General features: G+C 51.7%; 17 protein-coding genes. 6 read left to right on the top strand and 11 right to left on the bottom strand.

Annotated features, from left to right (window positions below; translation table 11 throughout):
- Window positions 1–420 precede the first annotated feature (420 nt).
- Window positions 421–648, bottom strand: a complete 228-nt coding sequence (locus tag C7W93_RS19010) for a hypothetical protein (protein ID WP_201747292.1) — start codon at window positions 646–648, stop codon at window positions 421–423.
- A gap of 34 nt (window positions 649–682) precedes the next feature.
- On the opposite strand from C7W93_RS19010, the gene C7W93_RS19005 reads away from it, so the two are divergent.
- Window positions 683–877, top strand: coding sequence for a hypothetical protein (locus C7W93_RS19005; RefSeq protein WP_146177585.1), 195 nt, complete (start codon window positions 683–685; stop codon window positions 875–877).
- 22 nt (window positions 878–899) lie between these two features.
- Here C7W93_RS19005 and C7W93_RS19000 read toward each other — a convergent pair whose 3' ends face one another.
- From C7W93_RS19000 to C7W93_RS18975, 6 genes are all read right to left on the bottom strand, one after another.
- Entirely contained in the window at window positions 900–1334 is a 435-nt protein-coding gene (locus C7W93_RS19000) for a type IV pilin protein (RefSeq protein WP_108441813.1), read from the bottom strand.
- A 53-nt stretch (window positions 1335–1387) separates the two neighbouring features.
- On the bottom strand, window positions 1388–3319 hold the full coding sequence (locus C7W93_RS18995; RefSeq protein ID WP_108441812.1) for a pilus assembly protein: 1932 nt from the start codon (window positions 3317–3319) through the stop codon (window positions 1388–1390).
- Window positions 3316–3873 carry a PilX N-terminal domain-containing pilus assembly protein gene (locus tag C7W93_RS18990; RefSeq protein ID WP_161539962.1) on the bottom strand — a complete coding sequence of 186 codons (558 nt, stop codon included), beginning with the start codon at window positions 3871–3873 and terminating at the stop codon, window positions 3316–3318. Before C7W93_RS18990 ends, C7W93_RS18995 begins: the two co-directional genes overlap by 4 nt.
- Window positions 3874–3922: 49 nt before the next feature.
- Window positions 3923–4465 (bottom strand): type IV pilus modification protein PilV, encoded by a 543-nt coding sequence (pilV, locus tag C7W93_RS18985; RefSeq protein WP_108441810.1) that lies wholly within the window; start codon window positions 4463–4465, stop codon window positions 3923–3925.
- 192 nt (window positions 4466–4657) lie between these two features.
- Window positions 4658–6163, bottom strand: coding sequence for a sensor histidine kinase (locus tag C7W93_RS18980; protein ID WP_108441809.1), 1506 nt, complete (start codon window positions 6161–6163; stop codon window positions 4658–4660).
- 83 nt (window positions 6164–6246) lie between these two features.
- Window positions 6247–6927, bottom strand: coding sequence for a response regulator (locus C7W93_RS18975; RefSeq protein ID WP_108441808.1), 681 nt, complete (start codon window positions 6925–6927; stop codon window positions 6247–6249).
- Between the two features lie 479 nt (window positions 6928–7406).
- Here C7W93_RS18975 and C7W93_RS18970 point away from each other — a divergent pair, with 479 nt between their 5' ends.
- From C7W93_RS18970 to C7W93_RS18950, 5 genes are all read left to right on the top strand, one after another.
- Window positions 7407–8435, top strand: a complete 1029-nt coding sequence (locus C7W93_RS18970; protein WP_108441807.1) for a tripartite tricarboxylate transporter substrate binding protein — start codon at window positions 7407–7409, stop codon at window positions 8433–8435.
- Window positions 8436–8573: 138 nt separating this feature from the next.
- Window positions 8574–9683, top strand: a complete 1110-nt coding sequence (locus C7W93_RS18965; protein ID WP_108441806.1) for an ABC transporter substrate-binding protein — start codon at window positions 8574–8576, stop codon at window positions 9681–9683.
- Window positions 9684–9880: 197 nt separating this feature from the next.
- Window positions 9881–11695: an iron ABC transporter permease gene (locus C7W93_RS18960; RefSeq protein WP_108441805.1), complete on the top strand. Its 1815-nt coding sequence runs from the start codon at window positions 9881–9883 to the stop codon at window positions 11693–11695.
- Window positions 11696–11737: 42 nt separating this feature from the next.
- Window positions 11738–12814 (top strand): ABC transporter ATP-binding protein, encoded by a 1077-nt coding sequence (locus C7W93_RS18955; RefSeq protein ID WP_108441804.1) that lies wholly within the window; start codon window positions 11738–11740, stop codon window positions 12812–12814.
- 140 nt (window positions 12815–12954) lie between these two features.
- The gene (locus C7W93_RS18950; RefSeq protein ID WP_108441803.1) at window positions 12955–14019 is read left to right on the top strand and encodes a porin; all 1065 of its coding nucleotides are present in this window, start codon (window positions 12955–12957) and stop codon (window positions 14017–14019) included.
- A gap of 194 nt (window positions 14020–14213) precedes the next feature.
- On the opposite strand, the gene C7W93_RS18945 is transcribed toward C7W93_RS18950, so the two are convergent.
- The 4 genes from C7W93_RS18945 to C7W93_RS18930 form a co-directional block, all read right to left on the bottom strand.
- Complete coding sequence (locus tag C7W93_RS18945) at window positions 14214–14594, bottom strand: YkgJ family cysteine cluster protein (RefSeq protein WP_108441802.1); 381 nt, start codon at window positions 14592–14594, stop codon at window positions 14214–14216.
- A 168-nt stretch (window positions 14595–14762) separates the two neighbouring features.
- On the bottom strand, window positions 14763–15257 hold the full coding sequence (locus C7W93_RS18940) for an asparaginase domain-containing protein (RefSeq protein WP_108441801.1): 495 nt from the start codon (window positions 15255–15257) through the stop codon (window positions 14763–14765).
- 5 nt (window positions 15258–15262) lie between these two features.
- On the bottom strand, window positions 15263–16786 hold the full coding sequence (locus C7W93_RS18935) for a cytochrome c (protein ID WP_201747291.1): 1524 nt from the start codon (window positions 16784–16786) through the stop codon (window positions 15263–15265).
- Window positions 16783–18384, bottom strand: a complete 1602-nt coding sequence (locus C7W93_RS18930; RefSeq protein ID WP_108441800.1) for a GMC family oxidoreductase — start codon at window positions 18382–18384, stop codon at window positions 16783–16785. Before C7W93_RS18930 ends, C7W93_RS18935 begins: the two co-directional genes overlap by 4 nt.
- Window position 18385: the final 1 nt, after the last annotated feature.

Below are 18385 nucleotides of genomic sequence, written 5' to 3'. Positions count from 1 at the left end.
TCAAGGCTCTCCGCCTGATTTTCAGTTATCTAAAATTGAATGATTGTCCCGAATTTGCCTAGCCAGCATTTTATTGGAAAGTGTAGTTATATGGCATCATTTCGCAAACGTGGCGAACTGCAATGACAGACGCGCATTGGCAGATTATGCTTTTCGGCACAAGTAAAACATCTAATACAAAATCCGAAGTGGAAATTTGAACTGCTGCCGTCGGATCAACGATGGCACGTGGTGGCATCTTCATCAGCAGCACTTTGTCTGAACGCACACGTTCCCAAGGCGGTTGAACTCTTCCAACGTGAAATCACGGATTGACCGAGCGGCAATCATTGCCCGGCACTGCCCACTGAATCAATCAAAGAGTGCGCATTCCGCAGGCAAATGACACTCACCGCTCAACGCACTACACTAGTAAAACAATCATCGACTTTTGGATAGCACAAAATCATAACGCAGCGCTGCCATCGGTCGATCAATCGTATTTCCGCGCAAGGTCAAACCGCTTGCCTGATGTTCGAGTTTGCGAATTAAACCATCTTTGACCCCAAACACCACGTCGGAATCAAGATAAGGTCTGAGTGCGATGACATCGATTGAAATATCCACCCTGTCGCGGTTAGTCGGCAGTATGGAGAAACTAGACTTCATAGAACGAAAGCGGTTACCGGGAAATGCACGGACGGTGTCAATCAATTTGACGCAAAAAGGTAAAACTCTGGTGCAAAAATTGTTACCGATTGCTGCTCATTTTGAAGATATGGCAGTTGCAGGATTTTCGAAGGCGCAATTGAATGTGCTAAAAAGTAGTCTTGAAAGTGTCTACGAGAATTTGGATATGCTGGAAACTGAAGTCAACGAGATTTTGCAGAAAAAATAGAGAGTTACGCGATATTTTCTTGCTAGCGCCAACATTCTGTAACGCTAGCCTGCGCATCCTCTCCCACACTACGCGCACCAGTTTCATCCAGCAAAAACGTGCCACATTTGTCCGTGGGAGTTGCCTGGGGTTCTGCTTGTAAACTATAAGTGCTAGCAGTAGCAACGGCCAGACTAATAACATATTTTGACGGTCCGGTTTTGGGTGAGCGGTTTAAGCCTTCGGGTAATTCAGGTAGATTTCCGGCGGCCAAATAACTGTTTCCTACCGAGAAATTTCGCTCCATCCAGCTTGCTGCCTCGAACAAAGTTGTGCGCGCCTCTAAACGGTCGCTGCGCCGAATATATTCGCTGTAATTCGGTAACGCAATGGCAGCTAGAATGCCGACGATGGCCACTGTGATCATCAGTTCCATTAACGTAAATCCTGCTGATATTGAGAAATTTTTGCTGCGCATGTGACTTTCTATAGTGATTTTCTTAATGGATGACAACGACAATGCAACGTGCATTAGTCCGGCGCAGAAAGTTCATGCCAGCTTCTAAAAGGTAATCGCGGCGGCAATACGATAGGGACAATTTTTGTTTCCCCTTCCCGCCCATGGATGGCGATATGACGACTGCCATCGGGCAAAATCAGCGCCGTCGGAGTAGATATCGATGCTGGCACCCGCATCCCGACTTGCTCAACTGGCAGACCCGGAAATGTCGGCTGCGGCGCATAAGAGCCTGACAGATAATCTACAAGAATCAATTGAGAAGATGGCAAAGTCGCGCCTGCGTTCGGCGTGTACGTCAATGCCACGAGAAAGCCATTGAGCAGTTGTAATTTGCCCATTGCGCGTTCGCCCGCACTGGGCAAATCAACAAACCAGCCGCGTTGGGTGGTCCAGTCGATGGCTGTTTTGCTGATAGTACGACCGCCGGGGATAGGCGTGAGTTTTTGCATTTGTAGTTGGGACGGCCCGAGAACGACTGCCGGGGCCAATGCAGCCGCCTGCTCCCAGACGCCATAAATGGTCTGGTCCTGCAAATTTTGCGGATCACGGGTTTCGAATAACTTCCCCGTCCCGAACATCAGCATCCGCCCACCTTTTGGATGACGCGCCATCACCGGTTGTTGAATAATCGGTTGCGTAATCCCACCAAAAGCCATCATCGTGACAAATAAAGGCTTGCCGCTATAAGCAACTTTCCAGTTACCCGGGTTGTTATCGTCAAGATCAAATTTCCAGAGATTTCCGCGCAAATCGCCAGCATAGGCGGCAATCACCTCTCTCTTTGCATTAAACAACAGCGCGGGTGTTGATAGCCCGTTTTTCGCCTCTTTCCCGCCATGCCCGGTAGCAATTTTCTTGATGAGCGCGCCGGTTGCCACGTCGACCAAATACAGCGTGGCTTTTTTACTGACACTGTCGTAGCCATTGCCATACAATGCCGCCCACTTTCCGTTACGCAATTTGACGACTGCCGCTTCACCCAGAATATGCCCCATATCTTCATCAATCGTGCCATCTGGCGCAACGTCGCTACGCTCCCATAAAACATTCTCTGCGCCCCATCTGACAGCGCCATCGATCCTAGCTGGAAGGTCGAGCGCGAAAATACTTTTTGCGCCTGCGCCGGTTGTGCCCAGGACAATCGTTTTCCATCTCCGTCCGGCGCTTCCCTGCATCAGAAAAGCATCGCCTAAGGTCAGTTGTCCATCCACGAAATAGCGATGCACATAGTCGGGATCGCTGAGTAAGTGCAAATTGGCAAAGACTGCATGTGGAATAAAGGTAAATACCTCATCCCCGTAATTGGAAAACACATGCAACATGCCATCGTTTGCGCCCACAAACAGCTCGCTGCCGCGGTACTCCTTCATAGCTGCATAATCGTCGTATATTTTGCCGCCTCCCTGCCGTGCGGATAATAAGTGATAGCCAAAATGACCGTCTGCTACTTGTAGTAACGTGGAGTTAACAATGTCGCCCAATGTGCTGCTGCGGTTGCGGAAAAGGCCACCGTGCTTCTGTTCTAAGGAGGCCTCGCCCCTGAGATAGCGCAGACCTGCTTCGCCGCCTATGATTTCTCTCTCTGCGGCTGTGAGCGCGGCCCATTTAAATTCTTTAGCACGTCCGATTTCTGGCGCCCACATCACCATTTTTCGGTTTAATAGGGGTTGAATCTTTTCCGCCGCCGTCCACATTATTTTTCCAAGCTTCCCATCCGCAGCAACTTTATAGGCGGTCAATTCACCCGCCCAATTCTTCACCGTATAACTGGTGCGATAGGCCTCGATAAGTTGACTGGTTGAAGACTGGTAATAAATCAGCGACGAAGATAATGCTGCAGGATGCAAAGGCGATTGCGCTATTTCGCCGCACGCGGGCGCGATCAGCACCATTCCAAAAACAGCGCCATACAGCCATTTTTTTATCGTATTAATTGCGTTCATTCAGAAGTCTTATAAGTTTCCGGCTCATAGCGGCCGTAATAGCTTTGCAGGAATACCGCAACATTCGGGTTAGTACCAACGCCGCGCGCGGTAATCCGGAAAGTGCGCATTAATTCGCGGGGATGAAGTTCAAATTCATAGTCGCTGACATGCGTCAGTTGTTCGATAATGCAGCTTGGCCGCAACGCCAGATCGTGGCTAACAGGAAGATACTTGGGCAAAGGAAAAGAAACTGCCTGATCGGTCCAGCTGCCCTCCACTTCCCAATAATGTTTACCGCTATTTTTGCCCTCGACGATTGGACCGGCGGCAAGTTGTGGCGGCCGATCTTTTCTTGGCGTATCGCCGGGATAAACACGTTTTTTTGCGGCTTCACTTTCGCAATAACGCAGCACTTGCTCCGCTGCTTCAAAGGCTAGTTGATGACTGCGCAAATTTCCTGCGATTTTTTCTTCCAGCGTGACATTGCGGATCGCCACAACGCCCATCATCGACATCACAATCAGAAAAATCAGTACCACTGGCAACGCAATTCCACTTTGCGAGTACAGCATTTTTATCCCACATATACCGCTTATTTTCTTACGCAAAATATTCTGCATATCAGGGCACGAACACGGTTGAGAAACAACGCACGTCCTTACTGTTACTCCCTTGCAGAGCACCCTCGCGACACTGATTTTTACCCGCCGCGTTATTCTTTTTTCCGGGTTCTTTAAAATACACTCTGATCACAAAGCCTCTGCGCATCGAACCGGATATTTCACCCCATCCGCCCGTCATTGCCTGACTTAACCCGCTACGCCATTCTTGAATATCAGTTGCTGCAATTTCAGCAGCCGTGCACAGACCATCCGCACAAGCTAAACCTTCTGGCACTTTGCTGAAAGTGGCCGGATAAGCACCGATAGAAGAACTGTAATAGCCAGCTTTGGCACCAGCGATATTTGCGCGTACTCGTTCTGCTATGTTGACGCTGTAGATGGTTGCTATCCCGCGAAAGTGCGCTATTTTTTGATAGCGCAATGCCGATAATTGCAAGGCGGCCAGACCAAGCAAAGCGAAGGCCGTAATCACCATGGTGATCAGCACTTCGACCATGCCGAAACCGTGTTGTTTGTCATGTTTCAGCATCAACAAAAACACGAATGCGACCTTAGGCCCGGCCTTCGTAGCAATGCCACGAGAAATATAGATGCACAAAAATAGTGGGGAATGAAACAGCTGACCATTGTTTTAACCTTTAAATCAATAGTTAAAAATTATAGTCACAGGAAGGCTTTGCAACAATCCGGAAAATACTTAAATAATTATCGGCATCCAAAACGGATGCGCTATTCATTTTGCAGGAAGACGCAATGGAAAAGTGATGACGACTTTTAAACCAGCGCCTTTTGATGGCGCTGAAAGCATGATCGGCGCATGATGCGCGGCGGCGATATCGCGCACGATCGATAATCCTAGTCCGGCCCCGCTTGGATTTAATTGTTGGGTTGACGGTGCACGGTAAAAAGCAGAAAAAACCCGTTCGCGATCTTCTTCAGGGATGCCACTGCCACTGTCTTCGATTTCAAAAACACCGCGCTGAAACGGATCATCGCGTCGCACGCGCAACGTAATTTTGCCATTCGGCGGCGTATAGCGAATAGCGTTATCCAGCAGATTAGTCATCAATTCATGCAGCAGTAAAGAATTGCCGGTAACCAGCACGTCTTCATCCGCATCGAACGATAAATCAAGTTGCTTTTTGACTGCTTGCGGTGCCAGTTCCAGACCAACCTGCCGCGCCGCAGCGGTCAGCGACATCGGTAGCATGCCGCCCTCTACCACGCCGTGCTCGGCGCGCGCCAATGTCAGCAATCGATTTGCCAGATGCACGGTGGAATCGGTAGTGGAGACGATGCTATCCACGATCTCACGCAGATCACGTATCGATTGCTGCGTCGCCGGATTATCCTGGGTATTTTGGGGATCGCGTTCCAGATTACGCAACGCCAATTCTGCCTGCGTTTTCAGCACTGTCAGCGGGGTGCGTAACTGGTGCGAAGCATCGGCAATAAAGCGGCGCTGACCGGTAATCAAAATTTGCAGGCGGCCCATATAGCCATTCATCGCCGCAACCAACGGCCGCACTTCCGTGTGCACCTGATCGGCATCGAAATCCGCCAGATCGGTCGGTGCGCGCGCTTCTACGGCTCGTGTCAATTGCATCAACGGCCGCAGCACTATACGCATGGCAAACCAGACCAATAGCGCGGCCATGCTGACCAATAATCCCTGACGCCACAACGTACTGAATAAAATTTTTCGTGACAGGACGTTGCGCGCATCCATCGTCTCGCCGACTTGAATCATGGCGATGCCGCGCATTGAATCGTCATACATCGGTTGATGCAACGCCGCAATCCGGATCGGCTTATCGCGATAAGTATCGGTATAAAAGCGAACCAGCGCCGGATAGATTTCCGAACGCGGCACATTGGGCGGCAGCGCCGGCAAGTCTTCATAGCCAGAGACAAATTCGCCTTTAGTCCCCGTCACTTTGTAATAAATACGTCCGAGCGTATCGGTTTCAAAACTATCCAGCGCAACATACGGCACATCGGCCACCACATTGCCGTCGACAATCGAGACCCGTTCTGCCAGCGCACGGGTCGATGCCAACAACGACCGGTCATAGGCCAGATCGGCCACATCCAATGCGCTCCGATATACCGTCAGCGCATCCACCGCGACCAGCAACAGCATCGGAATCAGCAACCAGCGCAATAACTGGCCGCGTAAATTTCCCAGCGGTTTTTTGGCGCGTTGCGTGTCCGTCGCTGAGGATGTGAACGGAAACATTCAGGATTTCCGCAGCGTTACTAGCGCTGCGTGCTTGTCTAGAAGCGCTGACAACACTGGGCGATAGCGCAGGAATCCTGACATTAGGCAGCCTGCGCTTCTAGCAAATAACCGAGGCCACGCAAGGTCGTAATCGCCACATGCCCAGCCTGCCCGTTTGCTAGTTTTTTGCGCAAACGATGAATATAAATTTCAATCGCATCGGGATTGGCATCGTCGGCCAAAGAGAACACTTCATCGAACAATTTTTCTTTCGACACCACCCGACCAGCGCGGGTAATCAAGACTTCCAGTACCGCATGCTCACGCGGCGTCAGCGCCAGCACCGTACCGCCATACGTAAACATCCGCGATACCGTATCGAAACGTAAGGCGGCGCAACTATAGATGAGTTCTTCGCTACCTTGGGCCCGGCGCAGCAAGGCTTTCACTCTGGCTTCCAATTCAGCTAATTCAAATGGCTTGGCAAGGTAATCGTCCGCGCCCAGATTCAAGCCCTGTACGCGATCCTGCACACCGCCGCGCGCTGTCAAAATCAGCACCGGCATTTTGCTGCCACGGGCGCGCAAACGTTTCAAGACTTCCAGCCCATCCATCTTCGGCAACGTCAAATCCAAAATCGCCAACGCGTATTGCTGCGTGTGTAGCAGGCTATCCGCATCCGCGCCGTTCATCGCGCATTCAACGGTCCAGTGCGCATCCCGCAATGCCTTGGCCAGCCAGCGGGATAACTCAACGTGATCTTCAATCAATAAAATTCGCATAATTCTGGTCAAAACATGTTCGCACGTCGAGATGGATGGGTAATAATCCACCATAACCGGCGATTTTAGCGGCAATACTCACATAGAAGGTTGGGTTTTGCAAAATTCGTATTGATAAAAAATAGTTAGATTAATTATCAAAAAATTATCGCTCCTATAGCGCGGGCCACCGCTGGTCATACGCTGACGGAGGATATGGCGTCATGGCTAATGCCATCTTGCCTTTCTCAGCATAGGGAATAAAAATACAACACTTCCCCGGCAAGCGAATGCTGAAAGGAAATTGAAAGATTCGACCAGCTATGATGCATTCAATTATAAAAACCCCTGTTCCATTTCTGATTGAACCGACCCGTAACCGCATTCAGCGCGTTGCCGACTCGGCAGCATTAACGCCACGATCATGGTGATTTAGTAATTAAGTGACGTGGTGACTGCAACAGAAATGCGATAACAACTATAGATTGTGGGTGGAGACAATGACATTCCGAAAACCGTTGGCATACGCCATCGCAGCCTGTCTGGCACTGGCCGCTATCAGCGCGTCGGCCAACAGCGCTGCCGCAACTAATACAAGCAATACCGCCAACCCAGCGCCAGGTCTGCAATGTCTGGCACCGGCCAAACCTGGCGGCGGCATGGATCTGACCTGCAAAATCATACAAAAAGGCTTGCACGCTAAGGCCGCCAACGACAAACAGCAGGATGCACCTGTGCGGATCAGCTATATGCCCGGCGGCGTCGGCGCGGTTGCGTGGAACGCAATCACCACCCAACGCAACGCAGAAGCACAAACACTGGTGGTGTTTTCTGGCGGTTCGCTGATGAATCTGGCGCAAGGAAAATACGGTCGCGCTGAAGTGAGCGATGTGCGCTGGGTGGCCGCGATTGGTGCCGACTACGGCATGATCGCAGTCCGCAGCGACTCGCCGTATAAAAGCCTGCGCGATCTGATGCAGGCGTTGAGAGATCATCCATCCGAGGTCACCATCGGCGCTTCCGGCACGGTCGGCAGTCAGGACTGGATCAAAATGTCGTTACTTGCCACGCAAAGCCGCATCGATCCTAAAACATTACGCTTTGTCGCACTTGAAGGCGGTGGCGAAGCGTTTACGGCCTTGCGCGCAGGCCATGTGCAAGTCGTCTCTGGCGATGCTTCCGAAGCCAAACTGCATGCGCTGGATGGCAATACGCGCATTCTCGCCGTTTTGTCAGACCAGCGTTTGCCCGGCGCACTGGCAAACGTGCCGACCGCACGCGAACAGGGTATCGATGTCAGCTGGCCGATCATTCGCGGCATTTATATGGGGCCGCAAGTATCGGACGCCGATTACAAGCGTTGGGTCGCGGCCTTCGACCAGATGATGGCCTCTGCCGAGTTCCCGCGCTTACGCGCAGAAGGCGGGCTATATCCGTTTTCGATGAGCGGCAAAACGCTTACCGATTACGTCAAGAAAACAGTCGATCAATACGGGCAACAGGCACGCACGCTGGGGTTGGTGCGTTGATGCAGTAAGACTCCATAGATGCATAAAAATGATTTGCGCCGATCAGGCGCGGATAACACACGCCTATAGCACCTCTTTTATCGCTATTTGCGAGCAGTACCTTACCAATAAACACACCACCGTCAGGAGACATCACGCATGTTCACGCAGAAAAAATCTTTGCCCTTCCTCGCTACGACACTCGCACTCGCACTGGCTGCCGCTGGAAGTGCATTTGCACAAACACCCGCAGGCTATCCGGCGGACTACAACAAAATCATCGACAGCGCAAAAAAAGAGGGCAAAGTCGTCATTTATAGCGCAACCGATTCTAAAGCGGTAGAGCCATTGATCAAGGATTTCAGCGCGCTTTATCCGGGCGTCCTGGTCGAATATAACGACATGAATTCGACCGAAATATATAATCGCTTTATCTCCGAAGCAGCTGCTGGCGGCACGACCGCGGATGTACTCTGGTCGTCGTCGATGGATCTGCAAGTCAAGCTGGTTTCCGAAGGTTATGGCGCAGTGTATAAATCGCCGGAAGCGGCCGCTATTCCAGCCTGGGCCAACTATAAAGATACGGCTTACGGCACGACTTTTGAGCCTGTCGCTATCGTCTATAACAAGCGTCTGGTGCCAGCCGATGAAGTGCCTTCTACCCATGCGGAATTCACCGCATTACTGAGCTCAAAAACCGATAAATATCGAAATAAAGTCACCACCTACGATATCGAAAAATCCGGCGTTGGTTTCTCGTTCATCACGCAAGATGCACACGATAATCCGAAATTCTGGGAACTGGCGACTGCACTGGGCAACGTTGCGGTACGGGTGCAATCTTCCACCGGCACCATGCTGGAACGTATCTCGTCGGGTGAAAATCTGATCGGCTATAACGTGCTTGGTTCGTATGCACTTACCCGCGCCAAAAAAGATCCTTCTTTGGGCGTCGTTTTTACTAAGGATTACAACCTTGTGATGTCACGGGTCGCGTTCATCAACAAGTCTGCCAAACATAGCAACGCCGCCAAATTGTGGGTCGATTATCTGTTGTCCAAACGCGGTCAAAATATCATCGCTAACGAAGCACAATTATTCGCCATTCGCAGCGACGTTACCGGCCCTTCTACGCTGTCAGAATTGACCAAACAACTTGGTAGCGCACTAAAGCCTATTCCAGTTAGCGCATCGCTGTTGGAATACCTGGATCAAACCAAGCGTCTGGCCTTTTTGAAGCAATGGAAAGCCGCCGCGGGCAAGAAGTAATTCTGCGATAAATACCTCGGGCGCGCTGCTTAATAGCGCGCCCGATCCTCACGCAAATGTTTAACTGATTTCTGAAATTTGATCACTGCCGTGCTGCCGGATGGCCCACGACAGTGGATCTCCCTACGTCCGGATTCTGACAATCGATCGCCGGACAACGCATTTTTATCTGTTTTTTGATCTGGATTGTGCCCGCTATGCAAACTATTTCTTCGTCTAATCCACTCGGTCCGCGTTCGCCGGGTGCGTGGCTGTTCCGCCTGAACTGGCCGCGTGGATTGGTAGTGATCCTGACCGCGCTGGCCGTCTTCGTGCCATTGACACTCATTTTTTATCAAAGTTTTTTATCCGCGCCGTTCTTCGCGCCGATCAAAGTATTAAGCCTGGAGCCGTATCGTTTTATCTTCGACGATCCTGATTTCCGTCAGGCGTTTTCCAACGGACTGTTTCTAGCCGCCGGTTTAACATTTATCGCCGTGCCGTTAGGCGGCATGCTGGCGTTTTTGATGATCCGCACCGATCTTCCCGGTCGTAGCTGGATCGCGCCTTTATTGCTGGTGCCGGTGTTTGTTTCGCCAATGGTGATCGGCTTCGGTTACGTGGTATCGATGGGGCCGGTCGGCTTCTATACGGTCTGGGTTAAAAACCTGTTGCAGTATGTCGGCTTTGATGGCGATCCCTGGAATGTTTACGCGTTTCCCAGCATCGTCATCATCGCAGGCCTGACCCACGTACCGCACGTTTATCTTTACGCCGCAGCAGCCCTAAAAAGTCTGGGCGCAGATGTCGAAGAAGCCGCTCGCGTAGCCGGTGCATCGCCACTGCAAGTCGCGCTGAATGTCTCTTTGCCGATGATCACGCCAGCGCTGGCGTATGCCGGTGTATTGGTGTTTTTCCTTGGCTTTGAAGTGTTCGGATTAGTGCTGGTATTGGGCGATCCGGAAGGCCATTTAGTGCTGCCAACGTATTTATACAAACTGACCAACAAACTCGGAACGCCGTCCTATCATTTGATGGCAGCGGTCGCCGTCTGTCTGGTTGCCGTGACCTTTCCGCTGGTGATGATGCAGCGCTGGTTATTGCGTTCGGCGAATAAATATGTCTCGATCAAAGGCAAAGGCGCACGTCAAAAAGCGCTGCCGCTGGGCAAATGGAAATGGCCTGCTTTTGCACTGCTTGCGCTGTGGTTGATATTCACGATTGTGGTGCCGCTATCAGGCATTGCGTTGCGTGCTTTCGTTTCCCACTGGGGTTTCGGCGTATCGCTGATTGATGCGTTCACGGTGCAGCATTTTATTGACGTATTCGATCAACCGTCGCTGATGCGCGGGATTCTCAATACCGTCTTGATCGGCGTGATTGGCGGCGGCATTACCGTAGCCTGCTATTGCTGTATCGCGTTAGCCATGCATCGCAAACCCGACGGCATTACGCGCTTTCTCGATTACAGCGTGCTGGTCCCGCGTGCGGTGCCGGGTCTGCTAGCCGGTCTGGCGTTCTTGTGGGTATTTTTGTTTGTGCCTTCGGCGCTCAACGATGTATTCAAAGAGCATGACAATTTCTTTGCGGTCTGGATGGTCAACAGCGTCATTCCCGTCATGCGTGAACTGCGTTCGACCATCTTCTCGGTGTGGCTGGCGTACTCGGTAGTGTGGCTGGCTTACGGCATGCGCCTGATTACGACTGCGCTGCTGCAAGTCGGTCCCGAACTGGAAGAGGCTGCGCGTGCGGTCGGCGCACGACGTGGTCAGGTTACGCGTCACATCACGCTGCCATTAGTACGTTACGGCTTGCTGGGCGCATGGCTAATGGTGTTCCTGATCTTCGAACGTGAGTACTCGACTGCGGTGTATCTGCTGTCGCCGGGGACGGAAGTTATCGGCGCGTTGATCGTCTCGCTATGGGGTTCCGGCGCGGTCGATCTGGTGGCGACACTGTCCTTTATCAATATATTTTTAGTAGCGATCGGCCTCGGCATTGCGCTGCGATTCGGCGTCAAGTTGCACGACTAATCGTCACATCCAGACCCATTCAAGAATTATCAGGAAATAATTATGAGCGAATTAAGCGTCAACAATCTTTACCTCGACTACGGCACCGGTGCGACCGCCAATCAGATTCTGAAAGGCGTATCGATGGAGTTGCAACGCGGCGAAGTCGTGGCATTGCTCGGACCGTCAGGCAGTGGAAAAACCACCCTGCTACGTGCTGTTGCGGGACTTGAATCCCCTAAAGCGGGCACGATTCAAATTGGCGAACGCACTGTATTTGATGGCGAACGCAAGTTTGAAATACCTGCCGAAGAACGCAATCTGGGACTGGTGTTTCAATCCTATGCGTTGTGGCCGCACAAAACCGTATTTAACAACGTTGCGTATGGTTTGCAGCTGCGAAAAATGGGTAAAAGTGAGATCGCTGAACGCGTCAACAGCACATTGACGCAATTGGGTCTGGGCCATTTGGGCGAGCGTTTTCCGCATCAACTTTCTGGCGGTCAGCAACAGCGCGTGGCGATTGCCCGTGCGCTGGTCTATAACCCGCCGGTGATTTTGCTGGATGAACCGCTATCTAATCTGGATGCAAAACTGCGCGAAGAAGCGCGTGCATTTCTACGCGAATTAATCGTCCGCCTCGGTTTATCGGCGCTGATGGTGACGCATGATCAAGCCGAAGCGATGGCGATTTCCGACCGTATTTTGCTGCTGAATAACGGCAAGATTGAACAGCAAGGCACGCCGCAATGCATGTATCAAACCCCGGAAACGCTATTCGTCGCAGAGTTTATGGGCAGCAATAACCGGCTGCCGGCAAAAGTCCTGCAACGCGATGGCGATCAAGCACTGCTGGAGGTGGAAGGCGGCACGGTAAAAGCGACTGCGCGCGGGGCCAATACCGGTACCGAGGCGATTGGAATTATTCGCCTTGAGCAGGTTCGCATTTCAAGTACGCAAGTCGATAACGCGATCAAGTTGCCGTTATCAACTTGCATGTATCTGGGGGATCGCTGGGAGTGTCTGTTTAAAAATGGCGACTCGGTCGACACGATTGGTTTACGTGCTTACGCCACCCATCGTCTGGCTCCCGGCGAATACTGGTTGCACTTGCCGCAAGAGTCGCTCTGGGCCTTTTAATCCAAGAATCTGTTGAGCACGCGCGCACCGAAATCCCCGATGCGGCGTGTTCAATTGTCCGATGTTGCACCGTTGTTGACGTTCCATCATTGCCGCTTAAAGCGGCAAGAAAAATAGTTTAATCACAGAGGAAGAGGGATATGAAGAAAAATTTACTGGCCTTGGCCGCGCTCAGCACATTCGCTGTCAGCAGCTATGCCCAAAGCAATGTCACGATCTACGGTTTGTTAGATGCTGGCGTGGAGTACGTGAATCACGCGAATGTGAAAAAGGACGGCGTCGTGCGTCTGAGTTCGGGTGCGATGAATACTTCGCGCATCGGCTTTCGCGGTACGGAAGATCTGGGCGGCGGTTTAAAGGCGGTATTTCAACTGGAAAACGGCTTTAAGCTTGATACCGGTGAGTTCGATAGCGCAGGGCTGCTATTCAATCGCCAGGCTAACGTGGGGCTGGAGGGCAGCTTCGGCAGAATCGTCGCAGGACGTTCATTTTCGACGACGTATGACTTTATTTTGCCATTCGATTTGATGGGTTATTCGGGTCAATATTCGTGGGTTACTTCGGGTAATGCTACGGGTGGTCGTAAAGACGGGATGATTACTACTGTGCCGAATATGATTAAATATTTGGGTAGTTTTGGTAGTTTCAAAGTCGGTGCGACGTATGGTTTTGGTGAGGTTGCTGGCAGTACTGGCGATACTGCTAAATTCAGCGTTGCGGGATCTTATGGTGCTGGTCCGTTCAGCGTTGCAACGGCGTTTGATCGGTCGAACGGGACTGCTGCGATTGCTGGCGGTGGCTATGATAAGGCGACATCGGTGCATTTAGCTGGTTTGTATCAATTTGGGGAAGATTGGAAATTCAATCTGGGTTATCGCAATTATAAAAAGACGTTGGCCAGTCACGCAGCGGATTTGCGGAGTGATTTGTTTTGGGGTGGGGCGAGTTATCGCGTTACGCCGGTTGTGACGTTGATTGGGCAGATTTACTATCAGAATATAAAAAATGTCGCGGCTGGCAAAGATGCGGATCCGATTATGTATTCGGTGCGGGCTAAGTATGCGCTTTCTAAACGTACCGATTTGTATTTGAGCGGTGCTTATGCGAAGGCTAAAAACAACCAGTTAGTCGGGGTTTCGCGGGATGATGTTGGGTTTGGTACTAGTCAGACCGGGGTTATTGGCGGGATTCAACATCGCTTCTAATGGGGTCTGCTGCTGATCGATCGGATGGTCATTTAGTTAATTGATTCATTGATCGTTCTGGCGGTGTATTAACGTTGTTTTGATGGATGATTTGTCATCCGGAGGAACAGTATTTTTGTTCTTCTGGATGACAATCGGTATTTATTTTGGTACGTCGTTATTACTTAGAATTTGTCTGATATATTTTTGGTGTATTAGATTTTGATGGGTTGGGATTGTTGTTTAATAACCGCCCCCCAATCCCCAACAGTCAAAGGCTCCAACCCATGTGCAATCCGCGCCCGATCACACTGCGGGCTAGCCTCTCCATTTTCCCAAGCTGGCTGTAAATCATGACAAGGCGATGGCCTCTGCAAATAAATCCCACAAGACGCATCCTTCCCCACCTCGCCCAGCAATGACAAACACCGCGGCTTAGCGCCCTCAGTCCCATGCATAGCAACCCGATGCGGATCAAGCTTCACGGTGAACTCCGACGGCACAACACCCCCACCCTCCGCGTCAGCCTCCATCCAATGGAAGGCAACACGAAAGTGGGCGCAACAGGCACCGCAACGCAAGCAAGGATGAGTCATCTAATATGGGTTCAATAAAAAAATACGAAAATAAATACGCGCAAATCACGCGATTGAATGGAACGCAAAACTACTCAGAAAAATTTGTCACAATCAGCGAATTAAGATGGCCGGATGTAAAGTAAAAGGGGACATCACGTCCCCTTTGCAACCTATACCAAGTACCATTTAAACCGACTCAAACACCCCCGCAACACGATTTTTTTGGACCTTGTCCCAACCAAATACCTTCCCATTCATCGCCACATACACGCCATGCGGCAAACACTGCGCCACACCGCATGCAAAACCAAAATTGAACAGCGCATCTGAATTTGCGATCTCATACGGAATCATCGCCCCCGTCACCACAATCGTCCGCGCCAGATTCGCCGCACCCAACACCGCCGCCGTTTCCTGCATCGTATCCGTGCCGTGAATAATAATAATCCCCTCTTCCTCAGCATGCGTGCAAGACGCCAGCACCCGGCGCCGATCAATATCTTGCATGTCGAGGGAATCCAGCAGCGGCAACTCCTCCAGCTCGATGGGTGCCGTGATGCGCGAACGCGTGATTACTTTCTGCAAATGGCTGGCGGCAAACGTCAGCTTGCCAGCGATTTCATCGTAATGCTTGTCAAATGTGCCGCCAGTGGCGATAACACGTAATGTCCGGAGAGTCATACGATTCAATTTCCCTTCTTGATGTTCTGGTCGTTAGAGCTATTAATGTCGGTATTGTGATGAGGTCGTAACCCACGCCGTGCGACTTTACGTCTGCTTCGCCGCGAAAACAGGTAAATCAACAAAAGGAGTACGGCCACCGCCGCTCCCATGCCCCACGGCAACAAAACCACTATCGGTGACCTGGGTGCCCCCCTGCGTTGTATTTTAACGTGCTCCGGGGTGATCGTTGCTACGCTTGTATTGCCATATTGCTTCAGGACGTAGTTACTCAACGTCGCAATCTGGGCGTCGCTCAGATGATCCGCAAAACCGGGCATAAACGCTTCACCTGTCTTGACGTTGCGTTGCACGCCGTTAAGAATCACCATTAATAAATTGCCAGGGTCCGACGCGCCGACCACGCTGTTGTGGAATAACGATGGATAGACACCGTCCACCACGCCACTGCCGCTGGCCGCGTGGCAACTTGCGCAATTGCCGCTGAACAACTCTGCCCCGCCCGACGCCACCGAACTGATGGACACCGGCGACATGCCGCGTAAATCGGCGTCATCGTCAGACGCTGCACCCCATGCGTAGCGCGCCTTGGTATCGCCCTCTGCATGAATCGCCGGAACGCTGCGCAAATAAGTGACAATCGCCTTCACATCGGGATCTGTCAGATATTGCAAACTATGCTCAATCGCTTCGGCCATACCACCGCCAGCAGCGGCTTTACCGGGCACCAGACCGGTTTGCAGATATTGCGTCAATTCTGCATCGCTCCAACCGCCAACGCCACTGATTTTGTCTGGCGTGATGTTATAGGCAGTCCATCCGCCCAATTGCGCGCCGCTAAAGGCCAGCTTTTTGTTCACGCCCATCGTGATATTGCGCGGTGTGTGGCATTCCTGACAATGTGCCAAACCCTCTACCAAATACACGCCGCGATTCCATTCCACGCTTTGGGCAGGATCAGCTTGCCAACGTCCCGGCGTAAAGTTAAATAGCTTCCAGCCAGCCAGAATCGGGCGCTGATTCAGCGGAAATGGCAATTTATTTTCGGGGGTCTTTTGATTAATTGCTGGCAGACTAAACAAATAGGCTTTGATCGCCAGCACGTCATCACGCGATAATTTGGTGAACGCGGTGTAGGGAAAAGCCGGGTATAAATGCTCGCCGTGCTTGCCAATTCCCAGATGCAGCGCGCGGATGAAATCATCATCGGTCCAATTACCGATGCCGGTCTCTTTATCTGGTGTGATATTCGGCCCATAAATCGTCCCGAACGGCGTCGCTAACGGATAGCCACCTGCGAACGGCTTGGCTTTGTCGACCGTATGGCAAGCGATACAATCCGCCGCCCGCGCCAGATATTCGCCACGTTTAATTTGATCGGGAATCGCGCCTGTGCTGCTGGCATCTGCGGCCACATCTGCAGTCGCCGCAGGCACATCGGCAGCAAACACCATGGTTGGCAACGTCAACGCCGCGCCAACGATGATCGCGATGGCCTGCAAAGAGCGTAAAAAGTGCGCGGGCTTCATAGCACTGTCCTCAATGTATCGGCGATGCGCAATGACAGCGCCGCGATGGTCAGCGTGCAATTGACGGTCCCGGCTACCGGCATGACCGCGCTGCTGGCAATGAATAAATTCTCATGATCGTGCGAGCGACAATGCGCATCTACCACCGAATCGCGTGGATCACCGCCCATGATGGTGGCGCCCATGATGTGGTTATTTGGCGCGAAATTATCGTCGAATACAACTTCGGTGCCGCCAAACATCGCGGCGATGCTGGCATAAGTTTCATGCGTCAGGACCGCGCTTTTTTTCACATAATCATCGATTGCGTAGGTGATTTCTGGCTGCGGAATACCCAGCGCATCGCGTTTCTCGGTGCTGGCGCGGATACGGTTTTCCGGATTTGCCAGAATATCGTGGAAACTGTTGATATTCACGGTACGCGCTGCGCGATGACGAATTTCGGCATCCAGTTTAGTGCCCACCAAGCCCTGCTTCAACGCCGTTTGTGCTGCGTGATTGGTCTGCGCCATATTGTTCAGATGCAGCTTTTTACCCGCATATTCTGCCCGGAAAGGGCCATCGCGCATATCGACTATGGAAGTCATTTCTATCGATCCACGGCCCGGCCACATATCCTCATTCGCCAGAAAAGTGACACTTGTCCCAGGATGATCCATCAAATTTCGACCGACCTGATCAGAGCTGTTGCCGACGCCGTTAGGATGTTTGTCATCCGTCGAAATCAGCATCAGTTTAGGAATCTCAATTCCGTTCGCTGCTAATACAAAATATTTGCCGGTAACGCGATGTGTAACACCGTCAGGATCTTTGTAATGCACGGCGCTGACCCGATTTGCGCTATCGACTTCAATCCGATACACGACGGCGTTCGGCAGCACTTTGGCACCGGCTTTTTCGGCTTTCTCGACATGAATAATGCCGCTGTACATCGCCGCAATCGGGCAAATCGGCATGCAATTATTGTTACCGCAACAATTTGGGCGCGCATCGTAGGCGCGGCTATTGCGGGCCACCGGCTCGGAGACTACTTTGTGTCCATTACCATTCACGACGGCGCTGAAGCGCTGGTCATTCCACGACAGCGGCAAATGATCCATCGGATAAGGTTGCTTGCGGGGCGAGCCAAGATCGGTGCCATCGTTGGGGCCGGATACACCCAGCTCAACTTCGGCACGATAATAGTAGGGCTCCAGTTCGTCATAGCTAATCGGCCAATTCCGCCCTACGCCATAGACGTCTTTTAGCTTGAAATCGTTGGGCAAAAATCGCCAGGCAGCGGCAGCCCAATGCCAGGTCGTGCCACCGACTGCACGGATATATTGGGAATTATATTTTTGCGATCCCTTTTGAATCAGATAATTATTTTCTGGCGTGTATTCCGGATGCGGCGCGTGTTTGGTCGACGGATACGGCGTCATAAAATCATCTTTGCTGGCCGTATTGCGATAGTTTTCGACTATCCGCCAACGCTCCATCCGTGGCCCCGCTTCCAGCACCAACACAGAAACGCCAGCCTTCGCCAATTGATGGGCGACCAACGCGCCAGCAACGCCGGAACCGACAATAACAACATCTGCAGATAAGTTATCAGCCATC

Source organism: Glaciimonas sp. PCH181, from assembly GCF_003056055.1.
GTDB lineage: Bacteria > Pseudomonadota > Gammaproteobacteria > Burkholderiales > Burkholderiaceae_D > Glaciimonas.
This window is presented reverse-complemented; position numbering and strand designations above follow the sequence as displayed.

Excerpts from the sequence above, each read along its gene's own strand:
- C7W93_RS18965 (WP_108441806.1), top strand. The coding sequence starts at position 8,574 with ATGTTCACGCAGAAAAAATCTTTGCCCTTCCTCGCTACGACACTCGCA.
- C7W93_RS18945 (WP_108441802.1), bottom strand. The coding sequence starts at position 14,594 with ATGACTCATCCTTGCTTGCGTTGCGGTGCCTGTTGCGCCCACTTTCGT.
- C7W93_RS19000 (WP_108441813.1), bottom strand. The coding sequence starts at position 1,334 with ATGCGCAGCAAAAATTTCTCAATATCAGCAGGATTTACGTTAATGGAA.
- C7W93_RS18990 (WP_161539962.1), bottom strand. The coding sequence starts at position 3,873 with ATGCTGTACTCGCAAAGTGGAATTGCGTTGCCAGTGGTACTGATTTTT.
- C7W93_RS18935 (WP_201747291.1), bottom strand. The coding sequence starts at position 16,786 with ATGAAGCCCGCGCACTTTTTACGCTCTTTGCAGGCCATCGCGATCATC.
- C7W93_RS18955 (WP_108441804.1), top strand. The coding sequence starts at position 11,738 with ATGAGCGAATTAAGCGTCAACAATCTTTACCTCGACTACGGCACCGGT.
- C7W93_RS18975 (WP_108441808.1), bottom strand. The coding sequence starts at position 6,927 with ATGCGAATTTTATTGATTGAAGATCACGTTGAGTTATCCCGCTGGCTG.
- C7W93_RS18995 (WP_108441812.1), bottom strand. The coding sequence starts at position 3,319 with ATGAACGCAATTAATACGATAAAAAAATGGCTGTATGGCGCTGTTTTT.
- C7W93_RS18980 (WP_108441809.1), bottom strand. The coding sequence starts at position 6,163 with ATGTTTCCGTTCACATCCTCAGCGACGGACACGCAACGCGCCAAAAAA.
- C7W93_RS18940 (WP_108441801.1), bottom strand. The coding sequence starts at position 15,257 with ATGACTCTCCGGACATTACGTGTTATCGCCACTGGCGGCACATTTGAC.
- C7W93_RS18930 (WP_108441800.1), bottom strand. The coding sequence starts at position 18,384 with ATGGCTGATAACTTATCTGCAGATGTTGTTATTGTCGGTTCCGGCGTT.
- C7W93_RS19010 (WP_201747292.1), bottom strand. The coding sequence starts at position 648 with ATGAAGTCTAGTTTCTCCATACTGCCGACTAACCGCGACAGGGTGGAT.
- C7W93_RS18970 (WP_108441807.1), top strand. The coding sequence starts at position 7,407 with ATGACATTCCGAAAACCGTTGGCATACGCCATCGCAGCCTGTCTGGCA.
- C7W93_RS18950 (WP_108441803.1), top strand. The coding sequence starts at position 12,955 with ATGAAGAAAAATTTACTGGCCTTGGCCGCGCTCAGCACATTCGCTGTC.
- C7W93_RS18960 (WP_108441805.1), top strand. The coding sequence starts at position 9,881 with ATGCAAACTATTTCTTCGTCTAATCCACTCGGTCCGCGTTCGCCGGGT.